The 16,448-nt window shown below is 71.9% G+C and carries 14 protein-coding genes and 1 pseudogene; 8 read left to right on the top strand and 7 right to left on the bottom strand.

Features of this window, described 5'->3' with window-relative positions; translation table 11 throughout:
- The first annotated feature begins 40 nt into the window (after window positions 1-40).
- The 5 genes from H4N64_RS00260 to H4N64_RS00280 all read left to right on the top strand — a co-directional run bounded on the left by H4N64_RS00260 (window position 41) and on the right by H4N64_RS00280 (window position 5,155).
- Window positions 41-838, top strand: a complete 798-nt coding sequence (locus tag H4N64_RS00260; protein ID WP_186279738.1) for an MHYT domain-containing protein — start codon at window positions 41-43, stop codon at window positions 836-838.
- A gap of 147 nt (window positions 839-985) precedes the next feature.
- Entirely contained in the window at window positions 986-3,508 is a 2,523-nt protein-coding gene (locus H4N64_RS00265; RefSeq protein ID WP_186279739.1) for a sensor histidine kinase, read from the top strand.
- Complete coding sequence (locus H4N64_RS00270) at window positions 3,505-3,942, top strand: roadblock/LC7 domain-containing protein (protein WP_186279740.1); 438 nt, start codon at window positions 3,505-3,507, stop codon at window positions 3,940-3,942. The genes H4N64_RS00265 and H4N64_RS00270 overlap by 4 nt, the downstream gene beginning before the upstream one ends.
- Before the next feature lie 22 nt (window positions 3,943-3,964).
- Window positions 3,965-4,378, top strand: coding sequence for a DUF742 domain-containing protein (locus H4N64_RS00275; protein ID WP_186279741.1), 414 nt, complete (start codon window positions 3,965-3,967; stop codon window positions 4,376-4,378).
- Window positions 4,379-4,549: 171 nt separating this feature from the next.
- The gene (locus H4N64_RS00280) at window positions 4,550-5,155 is read left to right on the top strand and encodes a GTP-binding protein (protein WP_186279742.1); all 606 of its coding nucleotides are present in this window, start codon (window positions 4,550-4,552) and stop codon (window positions 5,153-5,155) included.
- Between the two features lie 29 nt (window positions 5,156-5,184).
- Here H4N64_RS00280 and H4N64_RS44705 read toward each other — a convergent pair.
- A pseudogene (locus H4N64_RS44705) lies at window positions 5,185-5,367 on the bottom strand (pyridoxamine 5'-phosphate oxidase family protein); the annotation flags it as partial.
- Window positions 5,368-5,463: 96 nt separating this feature from the next.
- Between H4N64_RS44705 and H4N64_RS00285 the strand changes: the two are divergent.
- Window positions 5,464-5,877, top strand: a complete 414-nt coding sequence (locus tag H4N64_RS00285) for a roadblock/LC7 domain-containing protein (protein WP_186279743.1) — start codon at window positions 5,464-5,466, stop codon at window positions 5,875-5,877.
- Between the two features lie 126 nt (window positions 5,878-6,003).
- Window positions 6,004-6,870 carry a DUF6397 family protein gene (locus H4N64_RS00290; protein WP_186279744.1) on the top strand — a complete coding sequence of 289 codons (867 nt, stop codon included), beginning with the start codon at window positions 6,004-6,006 and terminating at the stop codon, window positions 6,868-6,870.
- A 1-nt stretch (window position 6,871) separates the two neighbouring features.
- Here the strand turns inward: H4N64_RS00290 and H4N64_RS00295 are convergent, their stop codons facing one another.
- Both H4N64_RS00295 and H4N64_RS00300 read right to left on the bottom strand, forming a co-directional pair.
- Window positions 6,872-7,741: an acyl-CoA thioesterase gene (locus H4N64_RS00295; RefSeq protein WP_186279745.1), complete on the bottom strand. Its 870-nt coding sequence runs from the start codon at window positions 7,739-7,741 to the stop codon at window positions 6,872-6,874.
- Between the two features lie 19 nt (window positions 7,742-7,760).
- Complete coding sequence (locus H4N64_RS00300; RefSeq protein ID WP_186279746.1) at window positions 7,761-10,274, bottom strand: DUF3516 domain-containing protein; 2,514 nt, start codon at window positions 10,272-10,274, stop codon at window positions 7,761-7,763.
- Window positions 10,275-10,419: 145 nt separating this feature from the next.
- Here H4N64_RS00300 and H4N64_RS00305 point away from each other — a divergent pair, with 145 nt between their 5' ends.
- Window positions 10,420-11,214 (top strand): metal-dependent hydrolase, encoded by a 795-nt coding sequence (locus tag H4N64_RS00305; RefSeq protein WP_186279747.1) that lies wholly within the window; start codon window positions 10,420-10,422, stop codon window positions 11,212-11,214.
- Between the two features lie 20 nt (window positions 11,215-11,234).
- Here H4N64_RS00305 and H4N64_RS00310 read toward each other — a convergent pair whose 3' ends face one another.
- From H4N64_RS00310 to H4N64_RS00325, 4 genes are all read right to left on the bottom strand, one after another.
- A complete protein-coding gene (locus H4N64_RS00310) occupies window positions 11,235-11,495 on the bottom strand; it encodes a type B 50S ribosomal protein L31 (protein ID WP_186279748.1) in 261 nt (86 codons plus the stop codon).
- Window positions 11,496-11,528: 33 nt separating this feature from the next.
- On the bottom strand, window positions 11,529-11,999 hold the full coding sequence (locus H4N64_RS00315) for a DUF5709 domain-containing protein (protein WP_186279749.1): 471 nt from the start codon (window positions 11,997-11,999) through the stop codon (window positions 11,529-11,531).
- Window positions 12,000-12,510: 511 nt separating this feature from the next.
- Entirely contained in the window at window positions 12,511-14,328 is a 1,818-nt protein-coding gene (locus tag H4N64_RS00320) for an ABC transporter ATP-binding protein (RefSeq protein ID WP_186279750.1), read from the bottom strand.
- Window positions 14,325-16,307 carry an ABC transporter ATP-binding protein gene (locus tag H4N64_RS00325; RefSeq protein ID WP_260859481.1) on the bottom strand — a complete coding sequence of 661 codons (1,983 nt, stop codon included), beginning with the start codon at window positions 16,305-16,307 and terminating at the stop codon, window positions 14,325-14,327. Before H4N64_RS00325 ends, H4N64_RS00320 begins: the two co-directional genes overlap by 4 nt.
- Window positions 16,308-16,448 lie beyond the last annotated feature (141 nt).

Consider the following 16,448-nt stretch of genomic DNA (forward strand, 5'->3'; position numbering starts at 1 on the left):
GCCCTTTGCGCGCCCCTGCCCCGACTAGCGTCCCTGGGCCATGGGACACCTGGACCACGCCGCCCTGGGGTGGCTGACCCCCGTGCTGTCGTACGTCATGGCCTGCATCGGCGCCGCGCTGGGTCTGCGCTGCACCGTCCGCGCCCTCGGCGCCACCGGCAGCTCGCGCCGCAACTGGCTCGTCACAGCCGCCTCGGCCATCGGCACTGGCATCTGGACCATGCACTTCGTGGCCATGCTGGGCTTCAGCGTCAGCGGCACCGACATCCGCTACGACGTGCCGCTCACCGTCGCGAGCCTGCTCGTCGCCATGGCCGTCGTCTGCGCCGGCGTCTTCGCCGTCGGCTACAGCCGCGACCGCACACGCGCGCTCTTCCTGGGCGGGCTCACCACGGGGCTCGGCGTGGCCAGCATGCACTACCTGGGCATGGCGGCCGTGCGCCTGCACGGCGACGTGAACTACGACCCCGTCCTCGTCGGCCTCTCGGTGCTGATCGCCGTCGTCGCCGCGACGGCGGCGCTGTGGGCGGCGCTCAACATCAAGTCCCCCGTGGCCGTCACCGTCGCCTCACTGATCATGGGCGCGGCGGTGAGCAGCATGCACTACACAGGGATGTTCGCGGTGAGCGTGCGGGTCACGCCCGGCGGGGACGTCCTGCCCGGGGCCACGGCGATGCAGTTCATCTTCCCCCTCGCCGTCGGCCTCGGGTCCTATCTCTTCCTGACCTCGGCCTTCGTCGCCCTGTCCCCGACGGCCGGGGAGCGCGAGGCCTCCGCCTCCGCCCAGCGGCCGGTCGAGAGCGTCGCCCGCCAAAGCGCTCCGCTGGATGTGCCGTGATGTCCCGTCGTTCGTCTGCGGCGCCATGGTGGCTGGTCGCGCAGTTCCCCGCGCCCCCTTGGGGTGCTGCCGAACCGACGGCGGACTTCGCCGAAGCCGCTCCGGCCACCCGCACGCCCCGACGAACCACTTCCGAGCGAGGAGGCCATGCGTACACCCCGTAGGACCACCCCACCCGGCGCCCAGTCGCCGCCCTCACCGCCCGTGCGCGGCCGCCGCGCCCACGCCGGACCGCCCGCCGACGAAGGACCGGACGAGTCCGCGGGAGCGGTGCCCGAGGCCGCACTCGCGCGCGGCGGAAGCTGGCGGATACGGCCGCGCACCGTCCGGGCCAAGATCGTCTGCCTGTTGATGGTGCCGGTGGTGTCGCTGCTGGCCCTTTGGGCCTACGCAACCGTCACCACCGCGCAGGACGTCTCCAGGCTGCGGCAGGTCCAACGCGTCGACGCCGAGATCCGCGCCCCCGTCGCGGTCGCCGTCGCCGCGCTGCAGGCCGAGCGCGCGACCGCGGTGCGGCTCGCCACCGACCCCTCCGCAGTGCCGGGCGGCGACTTCAAGAAGCTCACCGAACGCACCGACGCGGCCGTCGCCGAGCTGCGCCTCGGCGACAGCAACACCGTGGCCGACGCCGAGGAACTGCCCGCCGGAGTGGCCCAGCGGCTGGAGGAGTTCGTCACCGGCGCCGAGCGGCTCGGCTCGCTGCGCACCGCCGTGCTCGACCGCAGGGCGGGCTGGGACCAGACCTACGAGCGGTACACCAGGACCATCGCGGCGGCCTTCTCCGTGGGCGGCGCGCTGACCGGCATCCAGGACGCCGACCTCGGTTCCGACGCGCGTGTGCTGCTCGAATTCTCCCGCGCGGGAGAGGCGTTGGCCCAGGAGGACGCGGTCCTGGTCGGCGCACGCCTGGCCGGGAAGCTCGACGGAGAGCGACTGAGGCTGTTCTCCGGCGCCGTCGAGACCCGCCGTACCCTCACCGAGGCCGCTGTCGCCGACCTGCGCGGCCCCGAGCGCACCGCCTGGCAAAAGCTCGCCTCCGGCGGTGACTACGCCGCCGTGGGAGCCGCGGAGGACGCGGTCCTCGCCGCCGCACCCGGGGCACGCGCGGTCGACGCCGCCCCGCAGGCCGCCTGGGACCGGGCACTCGCGCGCGTGCAGGACGAGATGCGCACCATCGAGGCCGACGCGGGACGCGGAGTCGCGGACCGGGCCGACCCGTTCACCCGTGGCCTGCTCACCCCGGCCGGCGCCGCGGTGCTCCTCGGCCTCGCCGCCGTCGCCGCCTCGCTGGTGATCTCGGTACGCATCGGCCGGGGCCTGGTCGTCGAGTTGGTGAGCCTGCGCAACAGCGCGCTGGAGATCGCCCGCCGCAAGCTTCCCGAGGCCATGCGGAGACTGCGTGCCGGGGAGGAGATCGACATCCGTGCCGAGGCCCCGCCGGGGCCGCCCGCGGAGGACGAGACCGGACAGGTGGCCGAGGCGCTGGGCACCGTCCACCGCGCCGCTCTGCGCGCCGCCGTCGAGCGCGCCGAACTCGCCAGCGGCATCTCCGGAGTCTTTGTCAACCTCGCCCGCCGCAGTCAGGTCCTGGTGCACCGCCAGCTCAGTCTGCTGGACAGCATGGAGCGCCGTTCGGACGACCCCAACGAACTGAGCGACCTGTTCCGGCTCGACCACCTCACCACCCGTATGCGCCGGCACGCGGAGAGCCTGATCATCCTCTCCGGCGCGGCACCCGGCCGCGCCTGGCGGATGCCGGTCTCGCTCACCAACGTGGTGCGCGCGGCCGTCTCCGAGGTCGAGGACTACGCGCGCGTGGAGGTACGACAGCTGCCCGAGGCGGCCGTCGTCGGCGCGGCCGTCGCCGACCTCACCCACCTGCTGGCGGAACTCGTCGAGAACGCAGCCCAGTTCTCGCCGCCCCACACACGCGTGCGTATCACCGGCGAACCCGTGGGCAACGGCTATGCCGTCGAGGTCGAGGACCGCGGGCTCGGCATGGGCAAGGAGACCCTCGCCGAGGCCAACCGCCGTATCGAACAGTCCGAGGCGCTCGATCTGTTCGACAGCGACCGGCTCGGTCTCTTCGTGGTGAGCAGGCTCGCCGCCCGGCACGGCATCAAGGTGCACCTGCGCACATCGCCCTACGGCGGCACGACCGCAGTCGTCCTGCTGCCCACCTCGCTGTTGCACGGCGGCGCGGCGGAACGTTCCCCCCGCAAGGCCGCCGAGGCGTCCCGGCCCGCCGAGCGCGAGTACGCGCGCGTGCCCGGCGGCGCCGCGCACCAGGAGCTGGTCGAGGCGTCGGCCGACCGGCCCGCGCTGGTGGCCCCCGCACCCGTGGCCGCGAAGACCGCCACCGAAACCCCGCCCCCCGGAGTCACCGCCTTGCGACTGCACCGTCCCCCGGACGACTCCGACGGCTCCGACGACCTCCCACGCCGCGTCCGGCAGGCGAGCCTCGCCCCCCAACTGCGCGAGCCGCACGCCGAGGAGCCGGACCGGACGTCCACCCCCCGGGACGACGACCGGCGCACACCCGAACTCGTACGGGACCGCATGGCGGCGTACCGCGACGGCTGGGCGCGCGGCGGTGGACGTCAACCCGGCCACGGCGCAGCCCCGGATTCGACAGTGCGCAGCGACAGCAGCGAAGGAGACCCCACATGATCCAGGACCCCGGCATGAGGGCCGCCCAACGGTCCGGCGAAGTCGATTGGCTGCTGGACGACCTGGTGCTGCGCGTGAGGGAGGTGCGCCACGCGGTGGTGCTCTCCAACGACGGGCTCGCCGTGGGTGCGTCGACCGATCTCAGCCGCGAGGACGCCGAACACCTGGCGGCGGTCGCGTCCGGCTTCCACAGTCTGGCCAAGGGCGCGGGCCGGCACTTCGGGGCCGGTGGCGTGCGCCAGACCATGGTGGAGATGGACGACGGCTTCCTGTTCGTGGCCGCCGCCGGCGACGGCTCCTGCCTCGCCGTCCTCACCGCCGTGACCGCCGACATCGGCCTCGTGGCGTACGAGATGGCGCGTCTGGTGAAACGTGTCGGCGAGCACCTCTACACCGCGCCGCGCCTCGCCGCGCGACCGCCCGCCGCGGGCTGAGGTCAGAAGGCGGTCGGTACTGATGAACGAAGAGCTGAGGGGCGCCCCGCGCGAGCTGGGCAGCCAGTGGTACGACAACGAGGCCGGGCCCCTCGTCCGCCCGTACGCCATGACGGGCGGACGCACCAAGCCCGGCCCCACCGGAGTCCGCTTCGATCTGATCGCGCTCGTCACCCTGGACGCGGGCGCGCCGGGCGTCGACGACGACACCGCGCTCGGGCCGGAACACCGGGCGCTGATCGAGCTGTGCCGGCCGGAGACGCAGTCGGTCGCGGAACTCGCCGCGGGCGCCGACCTTCCGGTGGGCGTCGTCCGGGTGCTCCTCGGCGATCTCCTGGAACTGGGCTGTGTCACCGTCAGCCGCCCGGTACCGCCCGCGCAGCTTCCTGACGAACGGATTCTGCGCGAAGTGATCGAAGGATTGCGGGCCCTGTAGATGACAGTTCACAACCAGGTAAAAAGCGGTCGAATCCTTCGGGAGGAAGCCGGAGTTGTCATGATGCTGACTTCGCGCACACGCACTGAATCCGCGTACGCACGTTCCGTGAGGGCGCGGTGCGCACCCGACGACGTCGACTGTTGCCGGCATTCCCGAGAGAAGTGATCGATGGTCTCCGAGCACTCCGATGACCCGGTCGGCGAGACGGCCGCCCTGGCGTTGAAGATCCTTGTCGCCGGCGGTTTCGGCGTGGGCAAGACGACTCTGGTGGGCGCGGTCAGCGAGATCAGGCCGCTGCGCACCGAGGAACTGCTCAGCGAGGCGGGCCAGTTGGTGGATGACACCGATGGCGTGGACCAGAAGGTCACGACCACCGTGGCCATGGACTTCGGACGCATCACCATCCGGTCCGGGCTCTCGCTCTATCTGTTCGGTACCCCCGGCCAGGACCGCTTCTGGTTCCTGTGGGACGAACTCTCCCAGGGAGCCCTCGGCGCCGTCGTGCTCGCCGACACCCGGCGCCTGGAGGACTGCTTCCCCGCCGTGGACTACTTCGAGCACCGGCACATCCCCTTCGTGGTGGCCGTCAACTGCTTCGCGGGCTCCCGCACCTACGGCGCCCAAGACGTCTCGCGCGCCCTCGACCTCGACAAGGGAACGCCCGTGGTGCTCTGCGACGCCCGGGACCGCGACTCGGGGAAGGAGGTGCTGATCCGGCTCGTCGAGTACGCCGGGCGGATGCACACCGCCCGGCTGCTCGACTCGGTGGGCTGAACGGGCTCAGCCCGCGACGGACTTGTGTGCACCACGAAGTCGAACGGCGGCCGGTCGTCGTCCACGCACAGAGTGACGCGGCCGTCGCGGGCGAGGTTGCGCCCCCGTGCCACGCGCGGGCTCCCGTCGGCCCAGACCGTGGAGAGCTTCGCGGTGCGAGTGCCGTACGAGACGAACTCCCGCCATTCCATGTCGGTCATCTTCTGTGCCATGCCCCCAATCTCCTTGCCCGGAGCCCGGCTCGTCCGGAAGGCTGGCGAGCGGATCCTCCCTCGGCCAGGGGGAGACATCGCACGGGGAGACGGGGCATGGCGCAGAATCAGGGACTTGGGTGGCTGTTGGACGATCTGACCGAGCGCGTCGAGCATGTGCGGCATGCGCTGGTGCTCTCCAACGACGGGCTGGTGACGGGCGCGAGCACGGGGCTGCGCCGCGAGGACGCGGAGCACCTGGCCGCGGTCTCCTCCGGGTTGCACAGCCTGGCAAAGGGCTCCGGCCACCACTTCGGCGCGGGCAGGGTGCGCCAGACGATGGTCGAGTTCGACGACGCGGTCCTGTTCGTGACCGCCGCCGGAACCGGCAGCTGCCTCTGCGTCCTCAGCGGAGCGGAGGCCGACATCGGCCAGATCGCCTACGAGATGACGCTGCTCGTCAACCGGGTCGGCGAGCACCTCGCGGTCGACGCCCGAAAGCCCGAGCGGGATTCCAACACAGAGCTCTGACCAGCGCGTTTTCGCTTCCCCGTGGAGTTATCCACAGGCTCGCGCCGAGATCTGCCGGATTGGCTACGGTTCTGTCACGGCAAACGCACACAGCGTGAGCATCCGACTCCACGGGGGAGATCGACCATGACAGGCGACACCATCACCCAACCGCACGGCACCTCCTGCACGCCCGGACGCGCCGCCCGTGAACTGGGGCTGAAGCGACGCGAGTTCGACCTCGCGGTCCACCTCGGCCACATCCGGACCATGCCCGACGAAGGAGGAGGCGGCGCCCGCCGCGTCGCCCGCTCGGAGATCGATCGCGTCAGGGCCTCGGACGGCTTCCCCGAGGCACTGCTGGAGCGGGTGAAGACCGTCGGCACCACCGATGGGGCGGTCCTGATGCAGGTGCCACCCAGCCGGTTCACCCGCCTCGCCCGCCTGGGCCTGGTGGTGCCCGTGCACTTCTACCTCAACCGCTACCGGGCCGTGGTCTGGATGTATCTGGCCGAGGAACTACGGCAGTTCGCGGCCAACGAGGAGAACACCCCGTTGCTGAAGGCGCGTACCCCCGAAGGGCTGCGCGACCAGCTGGACGCCGGCCTGGACCTGCGCCCGCGCAACTGGCGCGGACGCCATCTGGGATTCCTGCTGCGGCAGACCGACGACCCGTGGCAGCAGGCCGGAGCGGTGGCCGCCTTCCTCGACCCCCTCCAGATCGCGGAGATCGTCACCGACCCCTACGAACGCTCCCATCTGAACCGCTTCCGGCCCGGTCCGCCCGCGCACGGATCACCGGGCTCACCGGCCGCGCGCCTGTGCGAGCAGATCATGACGGCGGACGACGCGGATGAGATCGGCTGGCTGCGGGCCGACCTCACGCGGGCGATGGACGAGGCGCGCGAGCACCGGCCCGCGCCGCGCCCCGCGGCGAAGCCGGCCACCGCGGTGCTCGACGAACCCCGGCAACCTCACCGTCTGCTCGGCTGGCTGCGCCGCAGAAGCGACTGATCTACAGCGCCCGGAAAAGCCCCTCCTGGACGACGGACACCAGCAGCCGTCCCTGGAGGTCGTAGATCCGCCCACGGGCCAGACCACGCCCGCCCGTGGCGATCGGCGACTCCTGGTCGTACAGGAACCACTCGTCCGCGCGGAACGGCCGGTGGAACCACATCGCGTGGTCCAGCGACGCGATGTCGAAGCTCCGCGGTCCCCACAGGGGTTCGACCGGGATGCGCACGGCGTCCAGGAGGGTCATGTCACTGGCGTAGGTCAGCGCGCAGGTGTGCACGACCGGGTCGTCGCCCAGCGGCCCGACCGCGCGCATCCACACCGCGCTGCGTGGCTCGGCGTCCTTGACCTCCTCGGGCGTCCAGCGCAACCGGTCCACATAGCGGATGTCGAAGGGCTGGCGGCGCGCCATCCGCTCCAACTGTTCCGGCAGCGTGCCCAGATGCTCCCGGATCTCGTCGGTGACGCTCGGCAGCGACTCCGGGTCCGGGACCTCGCGGGCCGGCGGCAGCTGGTGCTCGAAGCTCCCCTGTTCAGGCTTGTGAAAGGAGGCGGTGAGATTGAAGATCGTGCGGCCCTGCTGCACGGCGGTGACCCGGCGGGTCGTGAACGACCGCCCGTCCCGCACCCGTTCGACCTGGTACACGATCGGAACACCCGGCCGGCCCGGGCGCAGGAAGTACGCGTGCAGCGAGTGCACCGGACGGTCGCCGTCCGTGGTGCGCGCGGCGGCGACCAGCGCCTGGCCCGCGACCTGGCCGCCGAAGACCCGCTGGAGGGACTCCTGGGGGCTGCGGCCACGGAAGATGTTGACCTCGATCTGCTCCAGGTCGAGCAGGTCGACGAGCCTCTCGGCCGGATTCGTCGTCATGGGTGGGATTCTCCTGTGCTCACAACTGGCCTACGTCGGTGACGCGGACCACCGCGCGGCCCTCCGCGTCGGAGGCGGCGAGGTCGACCTCCGCGCTGATGCCCCAGTCATGGTCCCCGTTCGGGTCGTCGAAGATCTGGCGGACCCGCCACAGCCGGTTCGCCGGCTCCTCCTCGATCACCAGGAGCTTTGGGCCGCGGGCGTTGGGGCCGGTACCGAGGTCGTCGTACTCGTCCCAGTACTTGTCCATGGCCTCGCCCCAGGCGTCCGCGTCCCAGCCGGCGTCGGCGTCCAGCTCGCCGAGCTCCTCGACCTGGTCGAGCGCGGCGAGCTCGACACGGCGGAAGAGCGCGTTGCGCACCAGGACGCGGAAGGCACGCGCGTTGGTGGTGACCGGCTTGACCTCGTCGGCCTTCTCCTGGGCCTCCTCCGCGGTCATCTCCTCCGGGTTGGCGAGCTGCTCCCACTCGTCCAGCAGGCTGGAGTCGACCTGGCGCACCATCTCGCCCAGCCACTCGATCAGGTCCTGAAGGTCCTCGGACTTCAGATCGTCCGGGATGTTGTGGTCGAGGGTCTTGTAGGCACTGGCCAGGTAGCGCAGCACGATGCCCTCGGTGCGGGCCAGCTCGTAGAAGGAAACCAACTCCGTGAAGGACAGCGCCCGTTCGTACATGTCGCGGATGACGGACTTCGGCGACAGCGGGTGGTCACCGACCCAGGGATGGCTCTTGCGGTACGTGTTGTACGCGTGGAAGAGCAGCTCCTCCAAGGGCTTGGGGTAGCTGATGTCCTGGAGGCGCTCCATGCGCTCCTCGTACTCCACGCCGTCGGCCTTCATCGCCGCGACGGCCTCGCCCTTGGCCTTGTTCAGCTGGGCGACGAGGATCTGCCGGGGATCGTCCAGGGTGGACTCCACGACGGACACCATGTCCAGGGCGTAGGACGGCGACTCCGGGTCCAGCAGCTCGAACGCGGCCAGCGCGAAGGTGGACAGCGGCTGGTTGAGGGCGAAGTCCTGCTGGAGATCGACGGTGAGCTGTGCGATACGGCCCTCGGCGTCCGGCTGGTCGAGCTTCTCGACGATGCCGCCGTCCAGGAGCGAGCGGTAGATGGCGATCGCGCGCCGGATGTGTCGCAGCTGCTGCTTGCGCGGCTCGTGGTTGTCCTCCAGCAGATGCCGCATCGCCTCGAAGGCGTTGCCGGGCCGGGCGATCACCGACAGCAGCATGGTGTGCGTCACCCGGAAGCGGGACGTCAGCGGCTCCGGCTCGGAGGCGATGAGCTTCTCGAAGGTGTTCTCCGTCCAGCCGACGAACCCCTCGGGCGCCTTCTTGCGGACGACCTTGCGTCGCTTCTTGGGGTCGTCGCCGGCCTTGGCGAGCGCCTTCTCGTTCTCGATGACATGCTCGGGCGCCTGGGCGACGACGAAGCCTGCCGTGTCGAAGCCGGCCCGGCCGGCCCGGCCCGCGATCTGGTGGAACTCACGGGCGCGCAGCGTGCGGACACGGTTGCCGTCGTACTTCGTCAGCGCCGTGAACAGCACCGTGCGGATGGGTACGTTGACGCCCACGCCCAGCGTGTCGGTGCCGCAGATGACCTTCAGCAGACCGGCCTGGGCGAGCTTCTCCACCAGACGGCGGTACTTGGGCAGCATGCCCGCGTGATGGACGCCGATGCCGTGCCGGACGTAACGGGAGAGGTTGCGGCCGAACTTGGTGGTGAAGCGGAAGTTGCCGATGAGCTCGGCGATCTGGTCCTTCTCCTCGCGCGAGCACATGTTGATGCTCATCAGCGCCTGCGCCCGCTCCACGGCCTGCGCCTGGGTGAAGTGCACGATGTAGACCGGCGCCTGCTTGGTTTCGAGGAGTTCGGTCAGCGTTTCGGTGAGCGGGGTGAGTTTGTACTCGTAGGACAGCGGGACGGGGCGGGTCGCCGAGCGGACCACGGCCGTCGGGCGGCCGGTGCGCCGGGTGAGGTCCTGCTCGAACATCGAGACATCGCCGAGCGTGGCCGACATCAGCACGAACTGCGCCTGGGGCAGTTCGAGGATCGGGATCTGCCAGGCCCAGCCGCGGTCCGCCTCCGCGTAGAAGTGGAACTCGTCCATGACGACCTGGCCGACGTCGGCGTGCTTGCCGTCGCGCAGCGCGATGGAGGCGAGAACCTCGGCGGTGCAGCAGATGACCGGGGCGTCGGCGTTGACGGACGCGTCGCCGGTGAGCATGCCGACGTTCTCGGTGCCGAAGAGCTTGCACAGCTCGAAGAACTTCTCCGACACCAGCGCCTTGATCGGGGCCGTGTAGAAGGTGACCTCGTCCCGGGCGAGCGCGGCGAAGTGGGCACCCGCCGCGATCATGCTCTTGCCGGAGCCGGTGGGCGTCGACACGATCACGTTCGCGCCGGAGACCACCTCGATCAGCGCCTCCTCCTGGTGGGGGTAGAGGGTCAGACCCCGTTCCTCGGCCCACGACTCGAAGGCTTCGTAGAGGGCGTCGGGGTCGGCGGTCGGCGGCAGCTGATCGATGAGGGTCACCCACCCATCTTGCCTGGCGTCCCGGCCGACGGGGGAATCGGCTGCCCGCACGAAGATCGCGACCGCTACGCTGTGTCGCCGACGACACGTCAGCGCACTCCGTCAACTGGACAGCGGCACACGAGGAATGGGGCGGGCAACGGCCATGATGGGACCAGCACACTCACTGTCGGGCGCCGCGGCCTGGCTCGGCGTCGGGGCGGCGGCCGCGGCGGCCGGACGTCCGATGCCCTGGCCCGTCGTCCTGGTCGGCGCGCTGATCTGCGCCGGCGCGGCGCTGGCCCCGGACCTCGACCACAAGGCGGCCACCATCTCCCGCGCCTTCGGGCCGCTCTCACGGTGGCTGTGCGAGATCGTCGACAAGCTCTCCTACGCCGTCTACAAGGCGACCAGGAAGCAGGGCGACCCGCGTCGCTCCGGCGGTCACCGCACGCTCACGCACACCTGGCTGTGGGCGGTCCTGATCGGTGCGGGCGCCTCGGTGCTGGCGATCACCGGCGGCCGCTGGGCGGTGCTGGGCATCCTCTTCGCGCACATGGTGCTGGCCATCGAGGGCCTGCTGTGGCGGGCGGCGCGGGGATCGAGCAGCGACGTCCTGGTCTGGCTGCTGGCCGCGACCAGTGCCTGGATCCTGGCGGGGGTGCTGGACAAGCCGGGCAACGGCGCGGACTGGCTGTTCACGGCGCCGGGCCAGGAGTACCTGTGGCTGGGGCTGCCGATCGTGCTGGGAGCGCTGGTCCACGACATCGGGGACGCGCTGACGGTGTCGGGCTGCCCGATCCTGTGGCCGATCCCGGTGGGCCGCAAGCGCTGGTACCCGATCGGCCCGCCGAAGGCGATGCGCTTCCGGGCGGGCAGCTGGGTCGAGCTCAAGGTGCTGATGCCGGCGTTCATGCTGCTCGGGGGAGTGGGCTGCGCGGCGGCGCTCAACGTGATCTGAGCGAGGGCGGCACGTTCCGGTCAGGAACCCTCGGCGTCTGCCCCGCCGTACCGGCGCTCGAAGCGGGCGACGCGACCTTCGGAGTCCACCGTGCGCGCCTTGCCGGTGTAGAAGGGGTGGCTCTCCGAGGAGATCTCCACGTCCACGACTGGGTAGGTCTCGCCGTCGTCCCACTCGATGGTCTCGCCGCTGGTCGCGGTGGACCGGGTGAGGAAGGCGTATCCGGCGGCGCGGTCCCGGAAGACGACCGGGTGGTAGCCGGGGTGCTTGTCCTGCTGCATGAAGGCTCCTCACGGGACTCCGTGCCGGCTGCTTCAGCCGGACAGGGCGTCCTCGTCGACGATGTGCATGGCGGCCTCCTCGGCCGAGGCCGCGGCGCCGTCGATGCCGACGTCCGTGGCGACCAGCGCGCTCTCCTCGTCCTCGTGCGCGCCCTCGTCGGGGGCGACGAGTCGGCCGGAACGGGCCGCGCCGACCTCGTTGTCGAGGAGTTCGCCGTCGGTGCCCTCGCAGTCGCCGAGGCCGTCGCTGTCGGGAGTGTCGAGTTCGGGCAGCTCCTCGGCGAGCCGCTGGTCCAGCGTCTCGCCCTGGTGGCGCTCCGCGGCCGTCACACCGCTGTGCTCCACCGCCCATGGTCGCTCCGGCGGGGACCAGCCGCGGTCGAGAGGGTCGCCGACGCCGTCGTTGTCAAGGGTGTCCTCGGCGTCGAGCAGCCCCGCGTCGTCCTGTACCTCGGACGCGTCGGGCTGGTAGACGTCGTCACCCCATCCGTCGGCGCTGTTCACGGGTACCTCCAGGTGGTGGGGACGGGCCCGTCGTCACCGCGATCGACGACAGGCCGGCGCGCGGGGCACAGGCTGCGCCCGACACGTGCCGCATGCATCCCGGGTGCTCCCCGAACCGGTGCCGGTATCCAGCCTTCCACCCCTTTTCGCCCCTGCGCAACGGCACGAGGCCTGGGCGGCACCGAGACGCCTGTGGGACCTGGTCTCCAGCTGGGAAATCCGGCGACCCGTGTGCGCGGCCGCCGGGTCGGTCGGCCGCCGGGTCGGTCGGCCGCCGGGCCGGCGCGCGGCTCGCCCGCTCGCCGACCGCGGCCCCGGGCCGGGAGGCCACCCTCGCCGGCTCAGGTCCGTTGCCCTCGGGCTGGGGGAGCACCCTCGCCGGCTCAGGTCCGTTGCCCTCGGGCTGGGAGAGCACCCGCGCCGACCCAGGTCCGCTGCCCCGGGCCGGAAGATCCCTTGCCGCCCCACGTCACACGCGCCCGATGCCCCCGGCCAGGTCCGCCCGTTCACCTCACCCGTGCCAGGACCGCCAGAGCGCCGCGTACGCCCCCTGCGCGGCGACCAGCTCGTCATGGCTGCCCAGCTCGCTGATCCGGCCGTTCTCGACGACGGCGATGACGTCGGCGTCGTGGGCGGTGTGCAGGCGGTGGGCGATGGCCACCACTGTGCGGCCGTCCAGGACGCGGGCCAGGGAGCGCTCCAGATGGCGGGCGGCCCGTGGGTCGAGCAGGGACGTCGCCTCGTCCAGGACCAGTGTGTGCGGGTCGGCCAGCACCAGTCGGGCCAGCGCGATCTGCTGTGCCTGCGCCGGGGTCAGGGCGAAGCCGCCGGAGCCGACCTCGGTGTCCAGGCCGTCGTCGAGGGCGCGGGCCCAGCCGTCCGCGTCGACCGCCCCGAGCGCCGCCCACAGCTCGGCGTCCACGGCGTCGTCCGCCGCCCCCGCGCTCGACGGGAGCCGGGAGTGGGGGAGGGCGAGCAGCAGGTTGTCGCGCAGGGAGCCCACGAAGACGTGGTGCTCCTGGTTGACGAGGGCCACGTGCTCGCGGACCCGCTCGGCCGGCATCCGGGACAGCTCCGCGCCGCCGAGGGCGATCCGGCCCTCCCGGGGCGCGTAGATGCCGGCGAGGAGCCGGCCCAGCGTGGACTTACCGGCGCCGGAGGGGCCGACCAGTGCCAGCCGGGTGCCGGGGGCCACCTCCAGGGACACCTTGCGCAGGACGTCCACGCCGTGGAGGTAGCCGAAGTGCACCCGGTCGGCGTGCACGTCGCGTCCGTCGGGGGCCAGCGAGGCGTCCCCGGCGTCCGGCTCGATGTCCCGGACTCCGACCAGGCGGGCCAGCGACACCTGGGCGACCTGAAGCTCGTCGTACCAGCGCAGGATCAGGCCCACCGGGTCGACAAGCATCTGCGCGATGAGCGCGCCCGTGGTCAGCTGGCCGACCCCGATCCAGCCCTGGAGGACGAACACGCCGCCGAGCATCAGGACCGAGCCGAGGACGGTGACATGGGTGACGTTGATGACCGGGAAGAGCACCGACCGCAGCCAGAGCGTGTAGCGCTCCCAGGCCGTCCACTCCTTGACCCGCTGCTTGGACAGCTCGATACGGCGGTCGCCGAGCCGATGGGCCTCGACCGTGCGGCCCGCGTCCACCGTCTCCGCCAGGGCGGCGGCCACGGCCGCGTACCCGGCGGCTTCCGAGCGGTAGGCGGCAGGCGCCCGCTTGAAGTACCAGCGGCAGCCGACCACCAGCAGCGGCACGGCGACCAGCACCGCGGCGCCCAGGGGCGGAGCGGTGATCACCAGTCCGCCCATCAGCAGCGCCGCCCACACCACGCCGATGGCCAGTTGGGGCACGGCTTCGCGCATGGCGTTGGCGAGCCGGTCGATGTCGGTGGTGATCCGCGACAGCAGATCGCCGGTCCCGGCGCGCTCCAGCACGCCGGGCGGCAGCCCGACGGACCGGACGAGGAAGTCCTCGCGCAGGTCGGCCAGCATCCGCTCGCCGAGTATCGCGCCGCGCAGCCGCACCTGCCGGACGAACACCGCCTGGATGACGAGCGCGACCAGGAACAGCGAGACGGTGAGCTCCAGATGAAGCTCCCGGGCCCCGTCCGACACCCGCTCGACCAGGCCGCCGAGCAGCCACGGCCCCGCCATGGAGGCCATGACGGCGGCGGTGTTGACGGCGATCAGGATCAGGAAGGCCCGGCGGTGCCGGCGGAACAGTTCGGTCACGTAGGCGCGTACGGTGGCCGGGGCGCCGACGGGCAGGGTGTTCGCCGTCGTCGGGGCCGCGGGGTCGTAGGCCGGTGGCGCCACGCCGATCATGCGCTCTCCTCGATCTCTTCCAGTGCGTCCAGCCGTGCAGCGCCGACCGGCCGCGAATCGCCACCGAGCCGGGAGTCTCCGCTCCGCCTTGCATCCCCGCCGAGCCGGGAGTCCCCGCCCCGCCTTGCATCCCCGCCGAGCCGGGAGTCCCCGCCCCGCCTCACATCCCCGTCCACCCGGGAATCCCCGTCCAGTCGGGCATCCCCGTCCGGCCGCGCCGAGTCCCGCAGCGCCGCTTCCTCGTCCGTCTCCCGGGTCACCACGGCCCGGTACAGCGGCTCCTTGTGCAGCAGTTCCCGGTGCACGCCGACCGCGGTGACCTCGCCCTCGTGGACGAGGACGACTCGGTCGGCCCGGTCCAGGAGCAGTGGCGAGGAGGTGAACACCACGGTGGTGCGCCCCGCGCGCAGGTCCCGGAGACCACCCGCGATCCGTGCCTCCGTGTGGGAGTCCACGGCGGAGGTGGGTTCGTCGAGGACGAGGACTTCCGGGTCCGTGACCAGCGACCGGGCCAGTGCCAGGCGCTGGCGCTGGCCGCCGGACAGAGACCGGCCGCGTTCAGTGATGAGCGCGTCCATCGGGTCCGCCGCGTCGAGCGAACCCTGGCCCAGCGCGGCCAGTACGTCCTCGCACTGCGCCGCCGCCAGCGCCTCCGCCGACCCGACCGAACCCGACTTGGGCACGTCGAGCAGTTCGCGCAGGGTGCCGGACAGCAGCACCGGGTCCTTGTCCTGGACGAGGACGGCGGTGCGCGCGGTGTCGAGGGGCAGTTCGTCCAGCGGCACCCCGCCCAGCCGGACCGAGGTGCCGGCCTCGGAGGGGTGGCCGCCGAGCCGTTCGGCCAGGCGTCCGGCCGCGTCCGGGTCGCCGCACACCACGGCGGTGAACCGGCCCGCGGGGGCGAGCAGTCCGGTGGCCGGGTCGTACAGGTCGCCGGACGGCAGGTCCGCCGCGCCGGAACCGTCGCTGCCACGGTCGTCGACGGCTCGCTCCAGCGCGAGCACCCGGGCGGCCCGCCGGGCCGAGGGGCGCGAGAAGGAGTAGGCCATGGCGATCTCTTCGAAGTGCCGCAGAGGGTAGGTGAGCAGCATGATCGAGCTGTAGGCGGTGACCAGTTCACCGACGGCGATGCGGCCGTCGCGGGCGAGATGGACGCCGTACCAGACGACCGCGATCAGCAGTAGGCCCGGGAGCAGGACCTGGATCGCGGCGATCAGGGACCACATCCTGGCGCTGCGTACGGCGGCGTGGCGGACCTCCTGGGAGGCGCTGCGGTAGCGGTCGAGGAAGAGTTCCTCGCCGCCGATGCCGCGCAGCACGCGCAGCCCTGCCACGGTGTCGGAGGCCAGTTCGGTGGCGCGGCCCGCCTTCTCGCGCTGGAAGTCGGCGCGTCGGGTGGCCCGGGGGAGCAGCGGCAGGACCGCCACCGCCAGGACGGGCAGGCCGACCGTGACGACCACGCCGAGCGCGGGCTGGTAGAGCACCAGGCCGACGCAGACCAGCACGATGGTGACCGCCGCCGCGGTGAAGCGGGAGACGGCCTCCACGAACCAGCCGATCTTCTCGACGTCACCGGTGGAGACGGCGACGACCTCACCGGCCGCGACGCGTCGGGTCAGCGCGGAGCCGAGCAGGGCGGCCTTGCGGGCCAGCAGTTGCTGGACGCGGGCCGCGGCGCCGATCCAGTTGGTGACGGCGGCGCGGTGCAGGAAGGTATCGCCCAGGGCGTTGCCGGCGCAGGCGAGCGCCAGCAGTCCGCCCGCGAGGGCGAGCCGGCTGCCTGAGCGGTCCACGACGGCCTGGATGGCGAGTCCGACACAGAACGGCAGCGAGGCGACGGACACGAAGTGCACCAGGCCCCAGGCCAGGGCCTTCAGTTGTCCGCCCAGTTGGTTCCGGAAGAGCCACCACAGGAAGCGGGGCCCCGAGCGGGCGTCCGGGACGCCTGGGTCGGGATACGGAAGGTCTTGAATCTGCATGACGTCCCAGTGGCTCGGGTCGGGGTGGGAGGGCGGGGCAACCGCGTACTGCGGCAGCAAACCGTGACAGGTTCGCGTCGCAGCGTGGTCGGAGGCAAGCGGTTTTCCATAGGGGCGAAACGATTCGGCTGTTACCACGGG

Origin of the sequence: Streptomyces cupreus (assembly GCF_014257025.1) — a bacterium.
Lineage (GTDB): Bacteria > Actinomycetota > Actinomycetes > Streptomycetales > Streptomycetaceae > Streptomyces > Streptomyces cupreus.